The following is a 20960-nucleotide window of genomic DNA, read 5'->3' on the forward strand; positions in this document are numbered from 1 at the left end:
AAGAATCCACTCCACGCCGTCGCAGACGCTCGCGAGATGGGCGGCCGCTCGTTCCGTCAGGGCGATGACGGCGTGCCTGCCGACCGCGCGACGATGCTGTTGCGCCGCGACGTTCCTGTTGAGGACCTCTCGCGCCATTGCGCGGACGGCAGGCACGCCGTCATCGCCCTGACGGAACGAGCGGCCGCCCATCTCGCGAGCGTCTGCGACGGCGTGGAGTGGATTCTTCCTTTCGAGATCCGCGATCGTCTGCCCGAGAGACTGACGGGGGAGACCGCCTTCGCGGGAATCATCGACTACGACCGCAAGGCGATTCACTCGCTCGTCAAAGGCGCCGAGGCGCTTCGGGGGGATGGGTACATCCGGATGATCGGCGGCAGTCGCAACACAGCGGAGTTTCTCGACAGCGGGTTCATCAAGTACTTCAAGGAACAGATTGGCAAACGCGGCCTCGAACCGCGATTCAAGTTCACAGGCTATCTGCCGTACGGCGAGTTCGTGGATAAGATAAGGACATGCCGCTTTCTCCTCCCGCTTGTGGACGACTACGTCGATGGCGGCTCTTACACTCTGAAACTTCCGGCGGCGGTGCCGTATGCGCTGGGATTGGGTGTCCCGCTGGTCGTCAACCGCGCGGTCGCCGAGAGGTTCGACCTGCAATACATGGTTTGCTATCCGGACGACGATCTGGCGTCGGGGCTGCAGGCAATGCAAGAGTTGAGCGCGCGGGATTACGCGGCGATGCTGGAGGCTCTCGATCGGCATGCCGAGGCGCTCTACCGTCGCAATATCGGCGTGCTCGCGGGGCTGATAGAGCGCATCACTGGACGAGGGGGGGCCGTCAGATGAGGCATCGCAGCAGGGAGCTCGATCTCCGACGGTACGATACGGACAAGATCCCGAATGGATACCTGCAGGTTTACGACCGCATCTTCGAAGCGCTGATCGACAGGCCGGTCAAGCTGCTCGAGTTGGGCGTTCGTACCGGCGGTTCACTGGAACTATGGCGAGACTACTTTCCGAACGGAACGATTGCCGGGCTCGACGTGGAGCCGCAGGTGGCCGGGAAGAACGACGATCGCATCAGGATCTACAAGGGACGGCAGGAAGACACCGCGCTGCTGTCGAAGATCGCCGCTGAAGTGGCGCCCGACGGGTTCGACATCGTGATCGACGACGCGTCGCATATCGCCGTGCCGACCCGTGCGAGTTTCTGGCACCTGTTCGACCATCACCTTCGGCCTGGCGGACTGTTTGCAATCGAGGACTGGGGCACAGGTTACTGGGAACGTTGGCCCGATGGACAGACCTGGCGGGCGAACGAACCGCACCATGCCGGCATGGTCGGCTTCATCAAGGAACTCGTCGATGAACAGGCCGCGCACGATGCCACGCGCGGCTGGTATGACGAGCCATGGGAGCGCAGCTCCCGTTTCGAATCGATCTTCCTGTTCTCTTCGATTGCGATCGTTACGCGGAAACTGGAAGGGCGTGGCGCTGCCTGATGTCGACGGTGGAGAAGAGCCCTGGATCCGCGATGTCCCGCGGGCGGAAATTGCATGGACCTCGAGAGGCGCGGCCCGGGTTGTGGGGAGGCCTGGCTCTGAGCTGCGCCTCGATCGTCTTCTGTCTGCTGGTCGGCGAGGCGGTTGTACGCTTCCTCGATCCCTTGACCTCATCCAGGCCTTTTCTTTTCAACCTGGCGACCGGTCACCGGACTCAAAACCCGGTCAACTCGCCGGTCATGCGCTATGACGCCACCCTGGGCCATGAACCGGTCGGCGGTGCAGCGGGGACGCTGATGGGTCAGCCCGTATCCTTTTCCGCGGACGGGATGCGCAATCACAATCTTCCGGCTCCCCCTGCCGGGGAACCTCCGATTCTCGCGGTGGGCGACTCCTTCACCGAAGGCTGGGCCGTCAAGGATGACGACGCCTGGCCTGCGTACCTTGCGCGTGACACCGGCCGGCGCGTCCTCAATGCCGGCGTGCGCGGCTACGGACTCGATCAGATGGTCCTGCGCGCCGAACGCCTGGCTCCCCGCTTCAAGCCGCAGGCAATCATACTCGCCTTCATCGAAGACGATATGAACCGCGCGGGCCTCGCGGCTCGGCATGCGGTGCACAAGCCATATTTCCGGCCGAGCGGCGACGGCCTCGAACTGCACAACGTGCCGGTGCCGACGACTCCCGTCTCAGGTCCCCTCGACCCGGCCCGACGGATTCTCGGCTATTCCTATCTGCTGGATTTCATCATGCGCCAGCTTGGTGGCTACGACCTTTGGTATGGCGATTCCATCAAGACCGATGTCGATACCAACCTCCTTTCCTGCCGGTTGATGCAGCGGTTTGCCGCCCTGGCGAAGAGAGAAGAGGCCCAGGGAGTTGTCGTTGCCTTTCGCAACGACCTCACCGGGGTCGACACCCGCGAAGCTGCGAGGTTGCGGTGGCGCATCACCGCAGTGCTTGCCTGCGCCAGGGACGCCGGGTTGACGGCCCTCGACACGCACGATGGATTTGCCGCCGCCGGAGCCGACCGCGAATCAGGTGCCTTCTATTTCGATCGACATTTCACCGCCCGCGGCAATGCGCTGGCGGCGAAACTGATCGCTTCGACCCTGGAAGGAGCCAGAGTCCCGGTGGAAGGATTGACGGAAAAGCAGGGGGTGGGTAAGCAATGATCGTCATGCGACCTTCTTCCTGCCTTCTTCGACTGTCTTGATCGCGGCATCGCCATGACGAGGCGCGCCATTTTTGCCGCAGTCTTTGTCGCCGTCTGCGCCGTGGTCGGCGTAGCGACCCTGGGCCTCAATACGCCGCGTTCGAAACCACAGGTGTCGGCCTCGCCGTTGGTGCCGCCTACGACGTGGCCGGACTATGGTCCGAGCGGTCCCGGCTTCGTGGCGCCTGCGGGCGCGGAAGGTGATCTCGTCGCGCTGGGATACCGGCTTGTCACCGAGACTTACGCCATCATCGGGCCGGACGTGTCCCAGCCCGTCATGCGTTTTGCGGGCAACAGTCTTTCCTGCCAGGATTGCCATCTCAATGCCGGGACGGTTCGCAGCGCTCTTCCTTTGGTGGGGGTCTTTCGCAAATTTCCGTGGATTTCGCCCGATGGCAAGCGCGAGGTCACACTGCGCGATCGCCTCAACGAGTGCATGACGCATTCCATGGATGGCAGGCCGTTGCCCGACGAGTCGCGGGAAATGAACGCCCTGGTGGCCTACGTGAAGTTCATTGGCGGTCCGCCCGCCGAACCCTCCCAGCCCATGCCACGCCCGGCCTTGCCGGCCGACGCCGCGCGCGGCGCCGAGGTCTATGCCAAGGTCTGCACTACCTGCCACCGGCCGGATGGCCAGGGTGCGCGCATCGGTTCGGCGAATGACGGCCAGGGCTATCGCTTTCCGCCGCTCTGGGGTCCCGACAGTTTCAACTCTGCAGCCGGCATGAACTACGTCTCGATTGCCGCCAAGTTCGTCATGCGCAACATGCCGCGCGGCGTCGATCCCAAGCACCCCCAACTCGACGTGCAGCAGGCCTGGGATGTGGCGGCCTACCTGCACACCCAACCTCGCCCGATCTTTCCGACGGGCCGCCGCTGACACGAAGCTAACGGCCGTCGTTCCCGCGTCTTGGGGAACGTTCGGCTCGCCTAGGCCGATCCATGCCGGGCTGACAAATTGCCTTGGCGACCTTCCTGCACCGTGCAAAGCTTGAAATCCGGGGAGATGGCCATCGCGGTTCGGACTTGATCTGCGCTGCCGGGGGATGGGTAGTCGTCGATGATCTATTTTTTGACGGCGGTCGCGGCGATCGCCGGGTTTCTGTTTGGCTACGACGAAGGGGTGATCGCCGTAGCGCTGCCGCTGATCGAAAAAGACTTCCCGATGACTCCTTTCGTCAGCGGCTTCATGACCGCGGCCGTTCCGCTCGGGGCTCTGTTCGCGGCGTGCTTCGCCGGGCGGGTCACGGACCGGTTTGGACGCCGGCGCGTGCTGATGGTCGCCGCCGCCGTGTTCGCCGCCGCCGCCCTGATCGCCGCGGCAATGACCGCCATCTGGATTCTGGTCGTTGCACGGTTCGTTCTCGGTTTTGCCATCGGTCTGGCAGCAGTCGTCGCCCCCCTCTATATCTCCGAGTCCGCGCCGCGCGCCATTCGCGGCGCACTTGTCGCCACGTACCAGCTGGCGATCACGTTCGGAATTCTCGTCTCTTACCTGGCCGGCCTTGCCTTCGGCAGCGGCGGCTCGTGGCGCATGATGTTCGCCGTGGGGGCAGTACCGGCCGGCCTGTTTCTCGTCGGCCTCGCATTCCTGCCGGAATCGCCGCGGTGGCTCGTCTTGCGAGGGTTCTCCGATGCGGCGAAAGCCAGCATCCGGCGGCTGCGCGGCGCGGGCGCCGACGTCGACCGCGAACTGGGTGAGATCCGCAGTAGCCTGGCGGCCACCACGGGAAAGAAAGCGGGCTATGCTGCGCTTCTGGCGCCGCTCGTCAGGCCGGCATTGATCGTCGCCATGGGCCTTTACTTCCTGCAGCAGCTCAGCGGCATAAACGCCGTGATCTACTATGCTCCCGAAATCTTCGGCAAGGCCGGCTTCGACAGCGGCAGCACCCAGCGACTGGCGACGGTCGGCGTCGGGTCGGTGAATTTTCTGGCGACCATGCTGGGCATGTATCTCATCGACAGGCTGGGACGGCGTCCCTTGCTCGTGCTGGGATTCTGCGGCACCGCCTTTGCGATGCTGTTGATCGCCGTTGCGGTCGCGAACCCGAACCTCGTGCCTTCGTGGGTCGTCGTGGCCGCCCTCCTGCTCTACATCGCCTCTTTCGCGATCAGCCTGGGGCCGCTTCCCCATGTGATGATGTCGGAGGTCTTTCCGCTGCATATGCGCGGCGCGGGCATGAGCATGGCGTCGATCAGCAATTGGGGCTTCAACTTTCTGGTGGTCCTCACTTTCCCTCTATTGCTGGCCGGACCGGGCCTCGCCTTCACCTTCACGATTTTCGCGGTCGTTTGCCTGTGCGGCGTCGCATTTACGCTGCTGCGGGTGCCGGAGACCGCGAACCACTCCCTCGAGGCCATCGAAACTCATCTTATGTCCGGTCGGCCTTTGGCGAAGCTGTAGTGTGGTGCCCGACGGTTTGGGAACGACAATGAGGAGGAGAGACTTCTTGCCCACCTTACTTCGGATGTTCGACTTTCTGCGGCGAGCACCGCTCCTTGGAACGATCGTGCTGTTTCCAGCCATTGCCGGCTGCTCGTCGATCGGGCCTGCGAGCGTGCCTCGGGACCGCACCGACTACCTCAGTGCTCTTTCGACTTCCTGGAAGGTGCAGACGCTGAGCAATGTCGTGCACATTCGGTATGGCGACGCGCCATCCTTTCTGGACGTTTCCTCGATTGTCAGCTCATACACGCTGGACACGAATGTTTCGGTGGGCGTCACCACCAACGACCTGTCACTCCCTGCCTCCAACCAGTTGCCCTATAGCTCCACGGTGGTGGGAGCGGGGGTCCGCTACGGGGATCGGCCGACGATCTCCTATGCGCCGCTCGGCGGAGAAAAGCTTACCAAGCGCCTTATCAGGCCGATTCCGCCCGCCGGCATATTCGAACTCATCCAGGCCGGCCAGGCCGCCGACACCGTCTTGCAGGTCACCGTGCGTTCCCTGAACGGTATCAAGAACCAGCACGTTTCGGGCGGCGTGCTGGAGCCGGCGGATCCCGAGTTCTACCCCCTGCTCGACGCCTTCAGACGTCTCCAGATCGCCGGGCGTCTGAGCGTCCGGACGGAAAAGCGTGGGGGCGAGGAAGTGGGCGTCGTGACCATCATCGAGGGCAAAACGCCAGCGGTGAATCAGGATGTGAAGTTCGTTCGGGATACGCTACGCGTCAAACCTGAAAAAGACGGCGACCTTACGATCATCTTCGCGCCGGCGCCGCGCGGTGCCAACGAACTGGCGGTGCTCTCCCGGTCGATGGGAGAAATACTCATCGATCTGGCAATGGGCGTCGACGTGCCGCCCGAACATGTCGCGGCGGGCCGCACGATTCCGACGGCGCGGCCGATCGCTTCGGTGAATCCAAGGGAAAGGCCTCTGGTCAGGATTCGCTCGGGCTCCAGCGCTCCAGAGAACGCATTCGTGGCGGTCCACTATCGGGGCACCTGGTACTGGATCGACGACAACGACTTCGAATCGAAGCGTGGCTTCACCCTGCTGTTGATCTTCACGTCCCTCGCCGAGACCGGCGTCTTCACCCAGATCCCGGCTCTCACGCTGCCCGTTCGATGACGGAAAGATAGCTGGCAGTGCTGGCAGCCTGGCGAATCGTGCGACCCTGATCTGCGACAGGCGATTCACAGGTTCAGCCGGATTCGCTCTATCTTTTCGCTATCGTCGCACGAGGCCTGACTTCGAAGGCCGAGCCGCCCGTTCACTTGCGCGGGACGGCTCCCAAGGAACAGTTTCCAGTCGTGACCGGGTGGCGTCCCGCTCTCCACATGCGGGCGATGCAAGGGGCCAGGTCTTCGGATGCTGGCCGCGGTGCCACTGGGGCAAGGGCGCAGTCCCTGCCGATCAAGAACGGAGCCAGCGCCTCCCTCATCCGGCCGTTCCGGGAGGTGCGGCACAATCTGACGCGAATCGATCATACGCGCGCAGCCATGAACCCCTGGCGCGGCGGGTTGTTCGCAGCACCTGCTCCACGTGACGAGAGTCACGCTGGGGGTCCTGTGCTGCGGGCCGTCCGCCGGGTACGCCGCCGGCCGACCCGACCGCATTTGCTGCGGGACGCAAGACCCAGTCGGTCCCTGGAAGGTCACTCCAGCGGATCGGCATAAAAAGCCGGGAGAAACCCGGCCAGCCCTCCCATTGCCCTGGGCTTGTTCGGGCGATGCCACGTGGCCACCGGCCTCTTCAACCCGTGAGTTCCCCCAGGCAGGGAATGTGGAAGGGTTTGCCGGTTTCACGGGACTCGAAATCCGTGTGTGGAGCACGCAAGCCGAACAACTTCCGACACACTGTTTCGAGTGTCACGAGTTGTTCGGCGAAACAGCCTAAGGGTGTGTCGGAGAAGGAAAATCAACTCTTTTCCGTGTCGCCTGGCCGAACAGGGTTTGTCTCCTTCGACGGTCGTTCCGAAGCCAGCCGCTCGCCGTGGCGGTTCACATGCCCTTCGGCGGCGTTCTCGATGGCCGCCGCCGTTGCCTGCCCGGCAAGGTCGCCGAATTTTTCGGCGAGGGGACTGGGCCCGACGCTGCGCTCGACGAATTGTGCGGCCGGTTCGAACAGGGCGCCGACGGCGAGGCCCATCGCCATGCCCGTCGCCCGGGCGCCGACCGAGACCAGGGCTCTCCGTCGATCCAGGCCCTGTTCGACGGAGACTATGGCCTCGGCGAGATCGTCGTCGAAAACGACACGCTGCCGGCCGCGCAGGCGAAATCCGAGGGGCAGGTAGAAAACGCTGCTCCAGAAGATCCACGCGGCCAACCCGACAATCATGAAGGTGGCGAAGAAGGCAATGAAGCCAGGATCCCTGAAAAGGGAAGCCAGCAGCAACAGCGCCGACACCGTGGTCACGCCGATCAGGATCTTGGGCACGATGGCGAAGTTCTCATGGGCGGCGGCGCGATCGATGAAATCGAGATCGACGACGTAGCCCGATTTTCCATCGATGGCGTAGATCTGCCAGCTCCTGTCGTCGCAGGGATCCACCGGCCGGGGCTTCAGTGCCGCGGGACAGGGGAAATGGGCGACGCCCGACGGCGCGGTTCGGAAATACTCCCGGAGAATGCGGCGCCGCTCGTCGTCCGTCGCGGACAGGATCGCCGGTTTCCGGGAAGGTTCGTCGGGTGCCATGGCGGGCCTCGGGTTGCACGACAAGTATCTCGCACACGCTGTCCGGCTTCCAGAGGGACCTCATTGCTTTCGTCGCGCCGCCCCAGCGCAGCTCCTTCGGCGTCTGCAGGCGCCGCAGGCGCCTGAATTGATGGACAGGTCCGCGATTCGGGCCTGCGTTGAAAAGAATCGTTTGATCCAGACGGGCCGGCGCTTTGTGAATTTTAAGACAGACACATTCTGGACAACTCGTGTCCAGAAAATCGCGCCTCAGACCCGGGGCGCCGCCGGCGGCCTTTGGCGCAACGCCCACGCGAGCCACGCGGTGAGCGCGAGGCCGGCCACCGCCATCGCCAGCACCGCGCCGCGCGGGCCCAGCGGTCCGGCCAGCGCGCCCACCGCCAGGATGCCGAGCGGGCCGGCGCCGATGCCGACGGTGACCAGGCCCATCAGCCTGCTGCGCATCTCGGGCGGCGCCTCGGTCAGCATCAGGGTCGATTGCATGTTGCCGAAGCCCGCGGTGCCGAAGCCGCCGACGAACAGCACCAGCAGCGCCAGCCAGAAGACGGGCGAGACGGCCATGATGACGAGTGCCACCATGAACAGCGCGGCGCCGCCGGCGAAGGCGAGGCGGCGGTCCATGCGCAACAGGCCGGCGGCGATCAGCGTGCCGCCCAGCAGCGCGCCGGTCGGCTCGGCGGCGGCGAGCACGCCCACCAGCGCCGGCGAGACGTGGAATTCGCCGAGGCCGAGCGGCGCCACCAGGCCAGTGTAGCAGAAGGCGAAGAGGTTGGTGACGACGGTGACGGCGAACACCAGCAGGATGGTGGGCCTGGTCCAGGCATAGCGCAGCCCTTCCAGGATCTCGCCCGGGATGCTGGCGACGGCGAGCCGGCGCGTCACCTGCGTGTGCACGAGGCCCGCCAGGGCAAAGGCGCCGGCGAACTGCACCAGCGCCGTCATCGTGTAGGCGCCCCTCATGTGCAGCCATTCGAAGGCGAGCCCGCCCAGCAGCGGGCCGACCATGCGGGTGAGTGCATTGGTGGCGCTGTCGAGCGCGATCGCCTGGACGATGCGATGAGGCCCCGCGGCCTCGCCCACCATGCGGCGGCGGGTCGACATCTCGGTGGTCCACATGGTGCCGGAGACGAGGTTGCCCAGCGCCACGTGCCAGAGTTCGAGATGCCCGGTGGTGGCGAGCGTGGCGAGCAGCGTCGAGGTGACGGCGGCGACGAGGAGCGCCGTCATCAGGATCAGCTTGCGGTTGATCGCCTCGGAGATGGCGCCGGCGAAGGCGCCGAGGAAGAGCAGCGGCAGCTGGCGCACCGCCACCACGACGGTGACGGCCAGCGCCGAGCCCGTCAGCTCCCAGGCGAACAGGCCCGAGGCCAGCATCTCCAGCCAGCGCATGGCGTTGGCGAAGGCGCCGACCAGCCAGAGGCGCAGAAAGTCGGACGAGCGCAGCAGTTCGCGTACCGGTCTGCTGGCCGGACTCTTCGGCGGTTCCTCCATTGCATTCATTGTGAGGGACGCTAACGTCAGGACCAACGGTCGCAAAGACCAAAAGCCATCGAGGAAACGCCATGCTGCAACGTCGCACGCTTCTGGCTGCCGCCAGCGGCTCGGTCTTCGCCCCCGCCATCGTTTCTGCCCAGGGCGCCTGGCCCAACAAGACGGTGAAATTCATCTGCCCCTTCGCGCCGGGCGGCGGCACCGACACGGTGAGCCGGCTGATCTGCGACCAGCTCTCGAAGATCCTGGGCCAGACCTTCGTGGTCGAGAACAAGGGCGGCGCCGGCGGCAACATCGGCACGACGGAACTCGCGCGCGCCGCACCCGACGGCTACACGCTGGGCCTGATCTCGGTGGCGAGCCACACGCTCAACCCGATGCTCTATTCGAAGCTGCCCTACAATCCGGACAAGGACATCGTCGGCGTCTCGCGCCTCGCCGTTCTTGCCAACCTGCTGGGCGTGACGCCGTCGCTGCCGGCCAACAACGTGGCCGAGCTGATCGCGCTCTGCAAGAAAGAGCCGGGCAAGTATTCCTTCGCCTCGTCGGGGCCGGGCACGTCGCTGCATCTCAGCGGCGAGCTGTTCAAGTCCATGGCCGGCGTCGACATCATCCACGTGCCCTACAAGGGCGCGGGCCCGGTCTACAACGATCTCATGGCCGGCACGGTGAACATGATGTTCGCCAACATGCCGTCGATGCTGCCGCATGTGCGGGCGGGCAAGCTGAAGGGGCTGGGCGTCACCTCGGCGCAACGCTCCAAGGCCGCGCCCGAGATCCCGGCCATCGCCGAGACCGTGCCGGGCTATGTCGCCACCTCGTGGTACGGCGTCGGTGCGCCCGCCGGCACGCCGGAGCCGGTGCTGGCGCGTCTCGAGTCCGCCATCGCCGAGGCGCTGGCCAATCCCGACATCCAGAAGCGCTGGGCCAACGACCTCGGCCTCGACATGCCGCCCCCCGGCCGCAAGGGCTTCGACGACGTCGTGGCCCAGGACCGCAAGCTCTGGGCGCCGGCGGTCAAGGCCTCGGGCGTCAAACTCGACTGAGATCGGGGAGTCTGGCGCCCGCTTGATCCAGATCATGGGGGCCGCCCCGGAACGGTCCAAATTGCCTCCCACGTGGGAGGACATGGTCATGCGGACCCTCTTGAACATTGGACGATCCGGCTTGGCGGCGCTGGCGCTGTCGGCCGCCCTTGCCGGCGCCAGTCCGGCGACGGCGGCGGGCGGCTGGCGTCTCGAGGAGGGTGTGAAGGCGCCGAGCTACGCCGTCGCCGAACCGACCGCCAGCAACCTCAACATCGACGTCGTGGCGCTGGTCTGCGAGGAGGCCGGGGCCGCGCGCGGTCTGCAGCTCCAGATTTATCTGTCGTCGCCGGGGCCGCTGCTGCCCAACGGCGCGCCGCCGATTGGCCTCAAGGACACGGCGCGGGCCGAGATCGTCCTCGACGGGCAAGTCTTCCCTGTCGACATTCTCTTTGCCGGCGATCGCGTGATTCTTGCCGACTCGCGGCGCCAGCAGGCGCCGGTCCTGTCGCAGCACCTCGTCGAGGCGATGCAGGCGGGGCAAACGATGCTGCTGCGCTTCGATCTCGTGAGCGAGCGTCCCGGCGCGCCCGCGGCATTCGACGGCGAGGCGGAGATTGACCTGCGCGCCGGCGCTGGCGGCAAGGCCGTCGCCGTCGTGCGGCGCTGCGCCGAGCCGGCCAGCGATCGACTGGCGAGCGCCTCCGCGACGTTGCGTTAAGTTATCGAATTGTAGAGGCAGGCATGTCGGACGATCTGGCCGAAGGCAATCTGTTCGTCGAGTTGCAGGTGGCGTCGTGGCCGCCCGCCGTCTCGCAGACCCTGCTGCGCAAGCGCGACGGACGGCAGGGGCTCACCATTCGCGCCAAGGCGTCGGGGCGCCTGCGGGTCGAGCTTCAGCGCGAGGGCTACGCGTCGCTGGTCGTGCGCACGCTTCACCTGCGCCTGCGTGCGCCCGGCCTGCTGCGGCTGACCGTGGCATGGCGCGGCGACGAGGCCGTGGTGGCCGCCGGCGGCCAGATCATCGGCACCTCGAGTGACTTCGCGCCAGAAGGCTTCGTGTCACCCGAGATCGTCCAGGAGACCGCAGCGCCGGTAGACCATGCCGGCAACGAACGCGCCCGCACCCAACGCCGACAAAACGCCGAACTGCTGCTGCAGCGTCTGGGCGCCGACGAAGCCCAGGGCCGCGAGTGGTTCGCCGCCACTGCACTCTCGGGCCAGGTGCTGGCCGACCTCGTCGAAATGGTCCGCGAAGGCAGGCGACATCACCTGCCGGGTCTCGCCGCCGAACTCAGTCATCTCTTGGCGAGGGGCGAGCCACTGCTGCAATGGTGTGCGGCCCTCGTCGATGCACCGCTCATCATCTACGCGCCGACGGCGCCACCGGCGCCGGATGGCACGGTCGGGGCGCTGATTGCATCGGCCTTTGACATCGCGTCCGAGCGCGGCGGCCGTCACGAATTGGCGGTCGACCTCGACGTCTGGCTGCGTCACGAGCAGCCGTGGCAGGGAGGGCGTACAGTGTCGATCGAGACACTGCTGGTCGGCATCTCGGAGGCGCTCGCCCTGCCTCGCGCGGACCGTCCACTGTCGGACGAGGACCGCGCGATCCGTGCCGCTCTCTCGGAGTCCGGGTCGACTCTCGAAGCACTATGCGGCTTCGCCTCGGCCGTCTCGGGCCTCACGCGTGCGGTCGCGACCGCCGCGACACCCACTCAGAAGAGCTGACGCATCGCCGCGATGACGACCAGCGCGCCAGAAGCCATCAGCGCGCTGCCGAGCGAGATCACATAGAGCGCGCGGCCCGGCGAGAGCCTGGCCATCGACGCCGCGATCCAGAAGAACGGATCGTTCACATGGCAGATGGCCATCGAGCCCGCGCCCACCGCCGCAGCCGCCAGCGCCCGGCCCGAGGCGCTGTCGAGGCCCAAGGCAGGCAGCATCGGCTCGACCATGCCCGAGGCGGTGAGTACCGCGGTCAGCGAATTGCCCTGCATCGTCTTCACGATCGCCGCGGCCAGGAACGGCGTCAGCACGCCGTAGCGCGAGTGCAGCGCGTATTCGGCCAAAAGCTCGGCCATGCCGGTCTCGTCGAACACGCGGCCGAGCCCGCCTGATGCGCCGACCGCGAGCAGCAGCGGCGCCCAGGAGCGGCCGACCAGGGTGGAAGGTTCCCAGCGCCGCGCGAGCACAATGGCTAGTGTGAGGGCGATGGCGGTCAGGATCAGCGGCTTGGCGATGCCGGTATAGAACTCGCGTGCGCCGCCCTTGCCCAGCGGCTCGCTCGGCATCTGCGCCACCGACTGCACGATCAGGAGCGCGATGGGAATGCCGATGCAGAGCCATGCCCAGGTGAGCCGGCCCGGCGGCTGCGTCGCGGGCTCCAGCCGCACCACGTGCCACCAGCCGAGCGCCGCGGCCACGAAAGCGACCGGCACGGCGGTCATCAGCATGGTGCGCAAGTCAGCCTTCATCACCGACGCCGCCGCCACGGCAAGCGGCGAGGGTGCGATGAGGGCCGCCACGGCCAGCAGCGTGAGCGCCATGCCGAGCGCGCGCCTGGGTGCGTCCTGGCCGGCCGGCTGCAGGAGGGCAAGTCCGCCCGCCGCCGAGCCGCCAAGACCCGCCAGCACCCCCGCCACCGCCGAGGTTCCGGTGCCCAGCGGCGTGCGCAGCAGCACGGCGCCAGCCAGCGCGCCGGCGATGACCAGCAGGCCCACCTGCTCGAGTGCGTTGGTGAAACCCAGGCCAAAGGCCTTGCCGATCGACTGGAACGTCATGTTGGCGGCGATGCCATAGACCACCACCGTGGCCATGATCGCGAGGAAGGCGGGGAGCCGGATGCGCTGGACCAGGAGCACGATCAGGGCGACGGCGATCGGCACGAGAAGGGAGGCAAGAAGCATGGGACGAATCTTAGTCGGCTGTTACAGTGCCGTCATGCGCCTGCTGGCAGCTCTCCTGTTGATGCCCTTGCTTTTGATCCTGGGTCTTGTGGCGCCCGCCGGCGCGCAGGGCGGGCTCGTCCGCATAGAAGGCAAGAACTTCATCGCCGCCGACGGCAGCACCATCCATCTCAAGGGCATCAGCCTCGGCAACTGGCTGATGCCCGAGGGCTATATGTTCAAGTTCGAGGTCGCCAAGGCGCCGCGCCAGATTTTCGGCGCCTTCGACCGCCTGCTGGGTCCGGAACGCGCGGCAGCCTTCTGGCGCCAGTACCGCGACACCTACATCACCCAGGACGACATCCTCTTCATCAAGTCGGTCGGCTTCAACATGGTGAGGGTGCCGCTGCACTACCGGCTGTTCATGACCGCGGACGGCGAGATCTCGGGGGATGGCTGGGCGCTGCTCGACCGCGTCGTTGGCTGGGCCGCCCAGTCGGGGCTCTATGTCATTCCCGACCTACACGCGGCCCCCGGCGGCCAGACAGGCATCAACCACGACGACGGGCCGGGCTATCCGCTGATGTTCTACGTGCCGCGCGACCGCGACCTCACGATAAAATTGTGGCGCGCGATTGCCGAGCGCTACAGCGGCAACCCGGCGATCCTGGGCTACGACATTTTGAACGAGCCGATCGCGCCCTACCATGAGGTGGCGACCCTGAACGCGCGCCTCGAACCCTTTTACAAGAGGACGACGGCAGCCATCCGCGAGGTCGATCCCGGCCGCATCGTGTTCCTCGCGGGCGGCCAGTGGAGTTCCAGCTTCGCCATGTTCGGCCCGCCCTTTGCGAAAAACCTCGCCTACACCTATCACTCGTTCTGGGCCTCCACGAAGCGCGACTCGATCCAGCGGCACCTCAACTTCGCCAACCTCCACGATGTGCCGCTGTTCCTGGGCGAGACCGGCGAGCTCACCGACGAATGGAACGAACGCTTCCGCAAGCTCCATGAGACGCATGGCATCGGCTGGTCGTTCTGGACGTTCAAGAATCTGGACACGCCCTCGACGGTGGTCTCGATTCCGCGGCCGCAGGGCTGGAACGAGATCGTAGCCTTCGCCGATGGCAAGCGGATGGACCGGCCGTCGGATGAGATGGTGGACCGCGCCGTCGCCGAGTATCTCGACGGCATAAAATTCAGGAACGGCGTGATCCGCTGGAGCTACCTGGCGTCGCTGGGATTGAAATCGGCGCCCTAGCCTAGATGAACATGTCGCGCTGATTATAGTTCTTCAGCACTGTCTCGCGCGCCGTCTCGTTCCAACGATTGTTCTCTTCCTGGCCCGCCAGCGGCCGATAGACGTAGCTCTGCTCCTGCGGGAAGCGCTGCTTGCGCGCGTCGATGGCGATCTGGAGGATGCGGCAGCGCGCATCGATGCGCGCCTTGTCGTAGGTTTCGACCACGCCGTTCAGCCGCCGCGCCGTCACGCCCAGCACGCGCTTGCGCGGAAAGAAACCGGCATTGAGCGTGATGCGCCGGTCGGGCGAGGAGTTGGCGAACGAGCCGTGCAGGAGCTGGCGGTTGGTGATGATCGTGTCGCCGGCCGCGCACAGCATCGGCACGGCGCCTTCGATCCGGTCGGAGCCGCTGCCGGCGACCAGTCTCTTGATGTCGGCCTTGCCGAGCTTGTGGCTGCCGGGCAGTACCCAGACGCCGTTGCCCGCCGTGCTCGCATAGAGCTGCGTCATGAAGTTGAAGCCATGTGCGCCCATATCCCAGTCCGGCGCCGTCCAGTGCGTCGTGCCGTCCTGATGCCAGGCCACCGATGGGCCGAGGCCGGCCTCCTTCACGAAGGTCACCTCGTTGTAGGGCACGAAATCGTCGCCCAGGATTCCCGCCGCCACGCCCAGCAGGCCGGGATGGCCGTAGAGCCGGAGCGCGGCATCCATCAGGTGCAAATTGCCATCGAGCAGTTCCACGGTCCAGGCGGGGCCACTTTCGCCCAAGGTCGGCTGCAGCATTTCGACGGGATGCCGTCCATTGTTGGCGTCGGTGCCGCCGACCGGATCGCTCAACGGCCTGGCCCAGCGATAGGGTGGCTTGATGATTCCGTCCTTGCGGTCGCGGTCGGCCTCGGGCGAAGCGGGCGCGCGCGCCAGCACGGCATCGACGTCGGCGCGCAGTTCGGCAAGTTCCTCAGCGCCGACCACGCCTTCGAAGACGTAGAAGCCGTGCGTCCAGTAGGAGTCGAGGATCGCAGAATCGAGCTTGCCGTCCGCATCGAACCGGATCGGCCCGCGATTGCCGAGCGCCCGGGCCCGGGCCTCGCCTGCGCGGCTGTAGTCGGCCATCGCCCGCGCGTGATCCTGGGCGGTGAGGGGTGCGGGCCTTTGAATTGGTGTGGCTTGGGGCGTCGCCATCGCAAGATCTCCTGGATCGGGAAGCCCGCAACGATACTCCGGTCGTCCGCCGGTGGCCAAACGCTGTCGCCCGCTCTGCGGACGCCATTGCCTATCCCATAAGCCGGATCACGTAAGCTGGATCACGCCGGCAGTGTGCCGCTCACCGTCAGGACTGTCTTGGACGCGCCCTGGCCGCTCAGCGCGAACGCGAGGGCCTTGCGGTAGGCAGCGAAGGGAAAGGCGCGAACGGGCGGAAGTGCCAGCCTTCCGCTGCCCACCCAGTCCAGCAATTCGTCGAGTTGCCCGGCGGCGCGCTCGACTTCGAACACGGCAGCGAACTGGCGGTAGTCGACGCCCACGAGCGCGGCGCCCTTCATCAGCGGCAGGTTAGCCGGCAGCGCCGGCATCCCGCCCACGAAGCCCACCACGAGATGGCGTCCGCCCCAGTTGAGCGAGCGGAAGGCGGGCTGGAACAGCGGTCCGCATACCGGATCGAACACCACGTCGATGCCGCCGCCGGCCGCCGCCTTCAGCCGTTCGCGCCAGCCCTCGGGCTCGCGGTCGAGCGCGATGTCGGCGCCGTGCCGCAGCGCCAGCGCGCGTTTCTCTTCGGTCGAGGCGACGGCGATCACCGTGGCGCCCAGCAGGTGGCCGATCTGCACCGCCGCCAATCCCACGCCGCCGGCCGCGCCGATCACCAGCAGGCGCTCGCCCGGCGCGAGACGCGCGCGATCGCGCAAGCCATGCAGCGCCGTCACATAGTTGACGCGGAAGCCAGCCGCCTGGTCGAACCGCATGCCGTCGGGCAGCCGCCGTACCGAAGCGGCGTCGGCGATCGCCTGCTGGGCGAAGCCGCCGCTCCGCGCCTGTGCCATCACCCGGTCGCCGATTGCGAGGCCGGTCACGCCGGCGCCCACGGCGTTTATGCGGCCGGAAATCTCGTTGCCCGGGACATGGGGCAGGGGTGGCTTCACCTGGTAGCGGCCGAGCGCCACCAGCGCGTCGACGTAGCCGACACCGCTGGCCGCGACCTCGATGCGGACCTCCCTCGCGGCCGGTTCAGGCACCGGCAGCTCGACCTCGGCGTATTCCTCCAGCGACGCCACGCTGGCCGCCTGGATCGCTTTCATCCGTTGGGCCTTCCTTGATGATTTCGCAGGTCCGCGGCGGCAGCGCGAGCGGAACGGTGACGCCCAGCGCCTTGGTCGCCTCTCATTCCTTCGCCGCCAGCGCTGCCTCTATGGCGCGCTCGAGCTTCGGCCCCATGCCGCCGGCGGCCGAGAACCAGTCGATGACCCGGCCATCCCGGCCGATCAGGATCTTGTGGAAGTTCCACGAAGGGGTGCCGAGGGCGCCCGTCTGGGCCGCGGCCCAGCGATAGAGCGGGTGCGCGCCGGCGCCGGTGATGACCTGCTTGTCGGCCATCGGGAAGGTGACGTCGAAGGTGGCTTCGCAGAAGCGCTTGATCTCCTCCTTGGTGCCGGGTTCCTGGCCACCGAAATCGTTCGACGGCACACCCAGAACGATGAGCCCCTTGTCCTTGTAGCGGCGCCACAGTTCCTGCAGGCCGAGATACTGGCCGGTGAAGCCGCACAGCGACGCCGTGTTGACCAGCAGGACGACGTGGCCCTTGTAGCTGGCGGTCGGCAGCGGCCCGCTGCCGATCGACTCGAGTGACACCGTCGACCAGTCGATCGGCTGGCGCCCGGCCTGGGCCCAGGCGATGCCGGCCGCCGACAGGAGGGCGCCCAGAGCGGCGAAGGCGAGCATGCGGATGATCATCATGTCCAACCTTTAGCGACAAAGGGACGGTCCACGCAAAGGCTGATCGGCCTGCCGCCACCAGTTCGTCCTTGCCCGCCCCGGCGAAGACGCCGACAGAGGGGCATGCCGCAGCCGTCATTCCTCGCCGGGCGGTTCCTGCCTCATCGCATCCTTCCCGATTGGCTGGGCGAGACCGAGGCGGCCCGCCTACTGGCTTTTGGCCTGGCCGCCGAAGTGCGCTTCACGCCGACCAGGCTCAACGATCACGGTGCGGGCCGATTGGACGCGGTCGTTCGGCAATCGTCGGTGCTGAAGGATCTCGGCACCTTCGCCGCTCCGTTGCATCGCAAGGCGCTGGCCCTGCAGGATGGCCTCGAGACCGCGTTCGAGATGCCGCACACGCCCGCCAACAGCACGCAGATGGAGATGGTGGCGCATGGCGACGGCGCCTTCTATCGGCCCCATACCGACACCTACACCGGCGACGAATACACGCCCGGCGGCCGCCGGCGGCTCACGATGGTCTACTATCTCCATCGCCGTCCGCGCCGCTTCACGGGGGGCCGATTGCGGCTGTTCGATCGGGGCGGTGGGCAGTCGATCGAGATCGAGCCGACGCACGACAGCCTGCTCGTCTTTCCGTCGTCGGCACGCCATGAGGTGGAGACGATCTCCTGTCCCGACGGCGCCTTCGCCGACGGCCGCTTCGCGGTGAACATCTGGCTGTGCGGCTGACGCCAGCACCTTGAAGCCGGCACGAGTCCACCCACGCGGGCTCGCCGTGGCATACCGCTTGCTCTCCCGGATGGTATGAATGGACGCATGACTTCCGCTGCACTGCAGACCCTCGAGGCGCGGGTCGCGCGCGAGATCGAGATGACGGCGCATCCGCGCACCGAATGGATGGTGCCGCGCCTTCATCGTGGGCAACCGGCGCTCGACGTGCTGATCGTGGGCGCGGGCCAATCGGGACTGGCTACCGCCTTCGCGCTCATGCGCGATCGCGTCCGGAACATCCTGCTGATCGACCGCGCCGAAGAGGGCCGAGAAGGCCCGTGGGTCACCTACGCCCGCATGCCGACCTTGCGCAGTCCCAAGGACCAGACCGGCCCCGATCTCGGCCTGCCCGCGCTCACCTTCGAGGCCTGGTATGACGCCGCCCGCGGCGCCGGCAGCTTCGAGCGCCTCTATCTGATCCCGAGCGGCGACTGGCACGACTACCTGTGCTGGTATCGCCGCGTGCTCGGCCTGCCGGTGCGCAACGGCGTCGCTGCGACGGCGATCGCGCCGGGCCGGCTCGACGATGGCGGCCGCTGCCTGCTGGTCACGCTCTCCACCGGCGAAGTGCTGGCGGCGCGCAAGCTCGTGCTCGCCACGGGACAGGACGGCACCGGCGAGTGGTGGATGCCGGACTTCGTCCGCGCCCTGCCGGCGGATCGCCGCGCCCACACCTGCGAGATGATCGACTTCGAGCGTTTGCGCGGTCGCACCGTCGCCGTGCTGGGCGCCGGCGCCTCGGCGATGGACAATGCCTGCGTGGCGCTCGAGCACGGCGCCCGCGTCCATCTCTTCTGCCGCGGCCCGGAGCCGACGCTTGTCCAGCGCTACCGCTGGCTCACCTTCGCCGGATTCCTGAAGCACATCGGCGACATGCCCGACGAATGGCGCTGGCGGATCATGGGCACCATCCTGCGCGCCCGCGAGGGCTTCCCCGCCGACACTTACAAGCGCGCCATCGCCTTTCCTGATTTCACCCTGCATCTCGGCTGCGGCTGGACCGATGCGCGCCTGGAGGAAGGTGGCCTCGTCATCGAGACCGCGCGCGGCCCGTTCCGCGCCGACTACGCGATCTGCGGCACCGGCATCCGCCACGACATGCGCCTCAGGCCCGAGCTCGCGCCCTTTGCCGGGAGCATCGCGCTCTGGCGCGACCGCTATGCCCCGCCGGCGGGCGAGGAGGACGAGCTGCTCGGCGCCTATCCCTATCTCGGGCCCGACTATGCCTTCCTCGAGCGCGTGCCGGGCGAGGCGCCTTTCCTGGCCGACATCCATTTGTTCGGCATCGGCGCGACCTTGAGCTTCGGCGCGTCGGGCAGCAGCATCAATGCGATGACGACGGCGGTGCCGAAGCTGGTGGCGGGCCTCACGCGCGGTCTCTTTGCCGGCGACCTGGAGCGGCATTGGAAGTCGCTGCAGGACTATGACGTGAAGCAGGTCGAGATCGACTGGGACCGCACGGTTCGCGGCTGATGACCTCAGCCGGGCAGGGCAGTCGGCTTCCGGCCCAGCACATGCCAGACCTCGACGAAGTCGGCGCCCTTGACCTTGATCGTCCCCCTGGGCTCGCACACGAACGCATCCTTGATCAGTTCGTAGGTGCTGCGCGTGATCTGGATGGTCCGGGGCTCGCCCTGCGATTCCATGCGGCTCGCCATGTTCACGGCCTCGCCCCACAGGTCGTAGATGAACTTCTTGCGGCCGATGACGCCGGCCACGACCGGACCGGAGTTGATGCCGATGCGAAAGGTGAGCTGCCGGCCGCCGAAGCTGCGCCCGGCCACTGCCGCCTGCATGTCGAGAGCGGCGTTGACGATCGCCGTGGCGTGATCGGCGCGCGGGCGAGGCACGCCCGCGGCCACCATGTAGCAGTCGCCGATGGTCTTGATCTTCTCCAGCCCATACGCCTCGACCAGATCGTCGAAGCACTGGAAGACGTCGTTCAGGAGATCGACCAGCCGCAGCGGCGTCATCGTGGCCGCCATCGGCGTGAAATCGACGACGTCGGCGAACAGGATGCTGGCGGCGTCGCACTGCTCGGCGATGGTGCGCGGCCCGGCCTTGAGGGCCTCCGAGATTTCCTTGGGCAGGATGTTGAGCAGCAGCATCTCGGTACGGTCCTGGAAGAAGTTCCGCTGGCTCACGAAATAGTAGAGCAGCACGAAGGCGATGGTGATGACGCCGCCGACGTTGAGGGCGAACAGCCAGGTGACGAAGACCTCGGGCAGACCGAACGGGGTGAGATGGGGCTGCAGGATCGCGCTCGCGATCACCAGGACGACGAAGCCCACGATCCAGAACAGGGTCTGGCGCAGTTCCTCAATCAGCAGCGAGGTGAGCGGGCAGAGCGCCGCCCAGATGATCACGACGCTCGACTCCCGGAACCCGCCCAGGCTCATCATCAGCAGCCACGGCAGGACGAGGAACATCAGGAGCTGGACGAAGCGATAGGCCTTGAGGTTGCGGCTCCAGGCGAAGACCAGCGTGTTCGCCGGGGTGATCAGCGTATAGAGCGCCGGGACGGCGGCGGGGAGCGGCGCGCCGGCGGCGAGGTAGATGGCGCTCCACAGCAGCGTGAACGGCAGCAGCCCGACGGAGAGCAGTACGGTCAGCCGTTTCTGGAGGGCGATGTCGCTGCCGTCGCCCGGCGCGACGCCGATGCGGCCGGCCCAGCGCATCAGGCTTTCGAAGGCGCTCAGAGGGACGCTCGACCGGCGGCCACGCCGTGCCGGACCAGATGCCGCGCGCAGT

The 20960-nt window shown here is 66.8% G+C and carries 19 protein-coding genes; 12 read left to right on the forward strand and 7 right to left on the reverse strand.

Going from position 1 to position 20960, the window contains the following annotated elements; all coding sequences use genetic code 11:
• The 6 genes from EPO55_RS03190 to EPO55_RS03215 form a co-directional block, all read left to right on the forward strand.
• On the forward strand, positions 1 to 849 hold an 849-nt coding region (locus EPO55_RS03190), incomplete at its 5' end, for a hypothetical protein (RefSeq protein ID WP_296334967.1).
• Positions 846 to 1505: a class I SAM-dependent methyltransferase gene (locus EPO55_RS03195; protein WP_296334968.1), complete on the forward strand. Its 660-nt coding sequence runs from the start codon at positions 846 to 848 to the stop codon at positions 1503 to 1505. The genes EPO55_RS03190 and EPO55_RS03195, both read left to right, overlap by 4 nt.
• Entirely contained in the window at positions 1505 to 2680 is a 1176-nt protein-coding gene (locus EPO55_RS03200; protein ID WP_296334969.1) for an SGNH/GDSL hydrolase family protein, read from the forward strand. Before EPO55_RS03195 ends, EPO55_RS03200 begins: the two co-directional genes overlap by 1 nt.
• Before the next feature lie 54 nt (positions 2681 to 2734).
• Entirely contained in the window at positions 2735 to 3601 is an 867-nt protein-coding gene (locus EPO55_RS03205) for a c-type cytochrome (RefSeq protein WP_296334970.1), read from the forward strand.
• Between the two features lie 180 nt (positions 3602 to 3781).
• On the forward strand, positions 3782 to 5125 hold the full coding sequence (locus EPO55_RS03210; protein ID WP_296334971.1) for a sugar porter family MFS transporter: 1344 nt from the start codon (positions 3782 to 3784) through the stop codon (positions 5123 to 5125).
• Between the two features lie 46 nt (positions 5126 to 5171).
• A complete protein-coding gene (locus EPO55_RS03215) occupies positions 5172 to 6293 on the forward strand; it encodes a hypothetical protein (protein ID WP_296334972.1) in 1122 nt (373 codons plus the stop codon).
• Between the two features lie 789 nt (positions 6294 to 7082).
• On the opposite strand, the gene EPO55_RS03220 is transcribed toward EPO55_RS03215, so the two are convergent.
• The gene (locus EPO55_RS03220) at positions 7083 to 7859 is read right to left on the reverse strand and encodes a hypothetical protein (RefSeq protein ID WP_296334973.1); all 777 of its coding nucleotides are present in this window, start codon (positions 7857 to 7859) and stop codon (positions 7083 to 7085) included.
• A 249-nt stretch (positions 7860 to 8108) separates the two neighbouring features.
• Positions 8109 to 9350, reverse strand: coding sequence for an MFS transporter (locus EPO55_RS03225; protein WP_296334974.1), 1242 nt, complete (start codon positions 9348 to 9350; stop codon positions 8109 to 8111).
• Positions 9351 to 9421: 71 nt separating this feature from the next.
• Here EPO55_RS03225 and EPO55_RS03230 point away from each other — a divergent pair, with 71 nt between their 5' ends.
• The 3 genes from EPO55_RS03230 (at position 9422) to EPO55_RS03240 (ending at position 12106) form a co-directional block, all read left to right on the forward strand.
• Positions 9422 to 10396: a tripartite tricarboxylate transporter substrate binding protein gene (locus tag EPO55_RS03230; RefSeq protein ID WP_296334975.1), complete on the forward strand. Its 975-nt coding sequence runs from the start codon at positions 9422 to 9424 to the stop codon at positions 10394 to 10396.
• 88 nt (positions 10397 to 10484) lie between these two features.
• On the forward strand, positions 10485 to 11096 hold the full coding sequence (locus EPO55_RS03235; RefSeq protein WP_296334976.1) for a hypothetical protein: 612 nt from the start codon (positions 10485 to 10487) through the stop codon (positions 11094 to 11096).
• A gap of 23 nt (positions 11097 to 11119) precedes the next feature.
• Positions 11120 to 12106 (forward strand): hypothetical protein, encoded by a 987-nt coding sequence (locus EPO55_RS03240; RefSeq protein ID WP_296334977.1) that lies wholly within the window; start codon positions 11120 to 11122, stop codon positions 12104 to 12106.
• Here the strand turns inward: EPO55_RS03240 and EPO55_RS03245 are convergent.
• The gene (locus EPO55_RS03245) at positions 12094 to 13284 is read right to left on the reverse strand and encodes a hypothetical protein (RefSeq protein WP_296334978.1); all 1191 of its coding nucleotides are present in this window, start codon (positions 13282 to 13284) and stop codon (positions 12094 to 12096) included. The two genes, EPO55_RS03240 and EPO55_RS03245, sit on opposite strands and share 13 nt — an antisense overlap.
• Here EPO55_RS03245 and EPO55_RS03250 point away from each other — a divergent pair.
• Positions 13283 to 14524: a glycoside hydrolase family 5 protein gene (locus EPO55_RS03250; protein ID WP_296334979.1), complete on the forward strand. Its 1242-nt coding sequence runs from the start codon at positions 13283 to 13285 to the stop codon at positions 14522 to 14524. The two genes, EPO55_RS03245 and EPO55_RS03250, sit on opposite strands and share 2 nt — an antisense overlap.
• A 1-nt stretch (position 14525) precedes the next feature.
• Here the strand turns inward: EPO55_RS03250 and EPO55_RS03255 are convergent, their stop codons facing one another.
• The 3 genes from EPO55_RS03255 to EPO55_RS03265 form a co-directional block, all read right to left on the reverse strand.
• On the reverse strand, positions 14526 to 15686 hold the full coding sequence (locus EPO55_RS03255; protein WP_296334980.1) for a phytanoyl-CoA dioxygenase family protein: 1161 nt from the start codon (positions 15684 to 15686) through the stop codon (positions 14526 to 14528).
• A 122-nt stretch (positions 15687 to 15808) separates the two neighbouring features.
• Complete coding sequence (locus tag EPO55_RS03260) at positions 15809 to 16798, reverse strand: NADPH:quinone oxidoreductase family protein (RefSeq protein WP_296334981.1); 990 nt, start codon at positions 16796 to 16798, stop codon at positions 15809 to 15811.
• 82 nt (positions 16799 to 16880) lie between these two features.
• A complete protein-coding gene (locus EPO55_RS03265; RefSeq protein ID WP_296334982.1) occupies positions 16881 to 17453 on the reverse strand; it encodes a glutathione peroxidase in 573 nt (190 codons plus the stop codon).
• 102 nt (positions 17454 to 17555) lie between these two features.
• Here EPO55_RS03265 and EPO55_RS03270 point away from each other — a divergent pair, with 102 nt between their 5' ends.
• Together EPO55_RS03270 and EPO55_RS03275 are read left to right on the forward strand one after the other, a co-directional pair.
• Complete coding sequence (locus tag EPO55_RS03270; RefSeq protein ID WP_296334983.1) at positions 17556 to 18167, forward strand: 2OG-Fe(II) oxygenase; 612 nt, start codon at positions 17556 to 17558, stop codon at positions 18165 to 18167.
• Between the two features lie 87 nt (positions 18168 to 18254).
• Positions 18255 to 19682: an NAD(P)/FAD-dependent oxidoreductase gene (locus EPO55_RS03275; protein WP_296334985.1), complete on the forward strand. Its 1428-nt coding sequence runs from the start codon at positions 18255 to 18257 to the stop codon at positions 19680 to 19682.
• A gap of 5 nt (positions 19683 to 19687) precedes the next feature.
• Here the strand turns inward: EPO55_RS03275 and EPO55_RS03280 are convergent, their stop codons facing one another.
• The gene (locus EPO55_RS03280) at positions 19688 to 20887 is read right to left on the reverse strand and encodes an adenylate/guanylate cyclase domain-containing protein (RefSeq protein WP_296334987.1); all 1200 of its coding nucleotides are present in this window, start codon (positions 20885 to 20887) and stop codon (positions 19688 to 19690) included.
• Positions 20888 to 20960: the final 73 nt, after the last annotated feature.

It is taken from the genome of Reyranella sp., assembly GCF_004296935.1.
Lineage (GTDB): Bacteria > Pseudomonadota > Alphaproteobacteria > Reyranellales > Reyranellaceae > Reyranella.

Excerpts from the sequence above, each read along its gene's own strand:
- EPO55_RS03280 (WP_296334987.1), bottom strand. The coding sequence starts at position 20,887 with ATGCGCTGGGCCGGCCGCATCGGCGTCGCGCCGGGCGACGGCAGCGAC.
- EPO55_RS03225 (WP_296334974.1), bottom strand. The coding sequence starts at position 9,350 with ATGGAGGAACCGCCGAAGAGTCCGGCCAGCAGACCGGTACGCGAACTG.
- EPO55_RS03260 (WP_296334981.1), bottom strand. The coding sequence starts at position 16,798 with ATGAAAGCGATCCAGGCGGCCAGCGTGGCGTCGCTGGAGGAATACGCC.
- EPO55_RS03210 (WP_296334971.1), top strand. The coding sequence starts at position 3,782 with ATGATCTATTTTTTGACGGCGGTCGCGGCGATCGCCGGGTTTCTGTTT.
- EPO55_RS03205 (WP_296334970.1), top strand. The coding sequence starts at position 2,735 with ATGACGAGGCGCGCCATTTTTGCCGCAGTCTTTGTCGCCGTCTGCGCC.
- EPO55_RS03250 (WP_296334979.1), top strand. The coding sequence starts at position 13,283 with ATGGGACGAATCTTAGTCGGCTGTTACAGTGCCGTCATGCGCCTGCTG.
- EPO55_RS03270 (WP_296334983.1), top strand. The coding sequence starts at position 17,556 with ATGCCGCAGCCGTCATTCCTCGCCGGGCGGTTCCTGCCTCATCGCATC.
- EPO55_RS03265 (WP_296334982.1), bottom strand. The coding sequence starts at position 17,453 with ATGATGATCATCCGCATGCTCGCCTTCGCCGCTCTGGGCGCCCTCCTG.
- EPO55_RS03240 (WP_296334977.1), top strand. The coding sequence starts at position 11,120 with ATGTCGGACGATCTGGCCGAAGGCAATCTGTTCGTCGAGTTGCAGGTG.
- EPO55_RS03230 (WP_296334975.1), top strand. The coding sequence starts at position 9,422 with ATGCTGCAACGTCGCACGCTTCTGGCTGCCGCCAGCGGCTCGGTCTTC.
- EPO55_RS03275 (WP_296334985.1), top strand. The coding sequence starts at position 18,255 with ATGACTTCCGCTGCACTGCAGACCCTCGAGGCGCGGGTCGCGCGCGAG.
- EPO55_RS03200 (WP_296334969.1), top strand. The coding sequence starts at position 1,505 with ATGTCGACGGTGGAGAAGAGCCCTGGATCCGCGATGTCCCGCGGGCGG.
- EPO55_RS03255 (WP_296334980.1), bottom strand. The coding sequence starts at position 15,686 with ATGGCGACGCCCCAAGCCACACCAATTCAAAGGCCCGCACCCCTCACC.
- EPO55_RS03195 (WP_296334968.1), top strand. The coding sequence starts at position 846 with ATGAGGCATCGCAGCAGGGAGCTCGATCTCCGACGGTACGATACGGAC.
- EPO55_RS03245 (WP_296334978.1), bottom strand. The coding sequence starts at position 13,284 with ATGCTTCTTGCCTCCCTTCTCGTGCCGATCGCCGTCGCCCTGATCGTG.
- EPO55_RS03235 (WP_296334976.1), top strand. The coding sequence starts at position 10,485 with ATGCGGACCCTCTTGAACATTGGACGATCCGGCTTGGCGGCGCTGGCG.
- EPO55_RS03220 (WP_296334973.1), bottom strand. The coding sequence starts at position 7,859 with ATGGCACCCGACGAACCTTCCCGGAAACCGGCGATCCTGTCCGCGACG.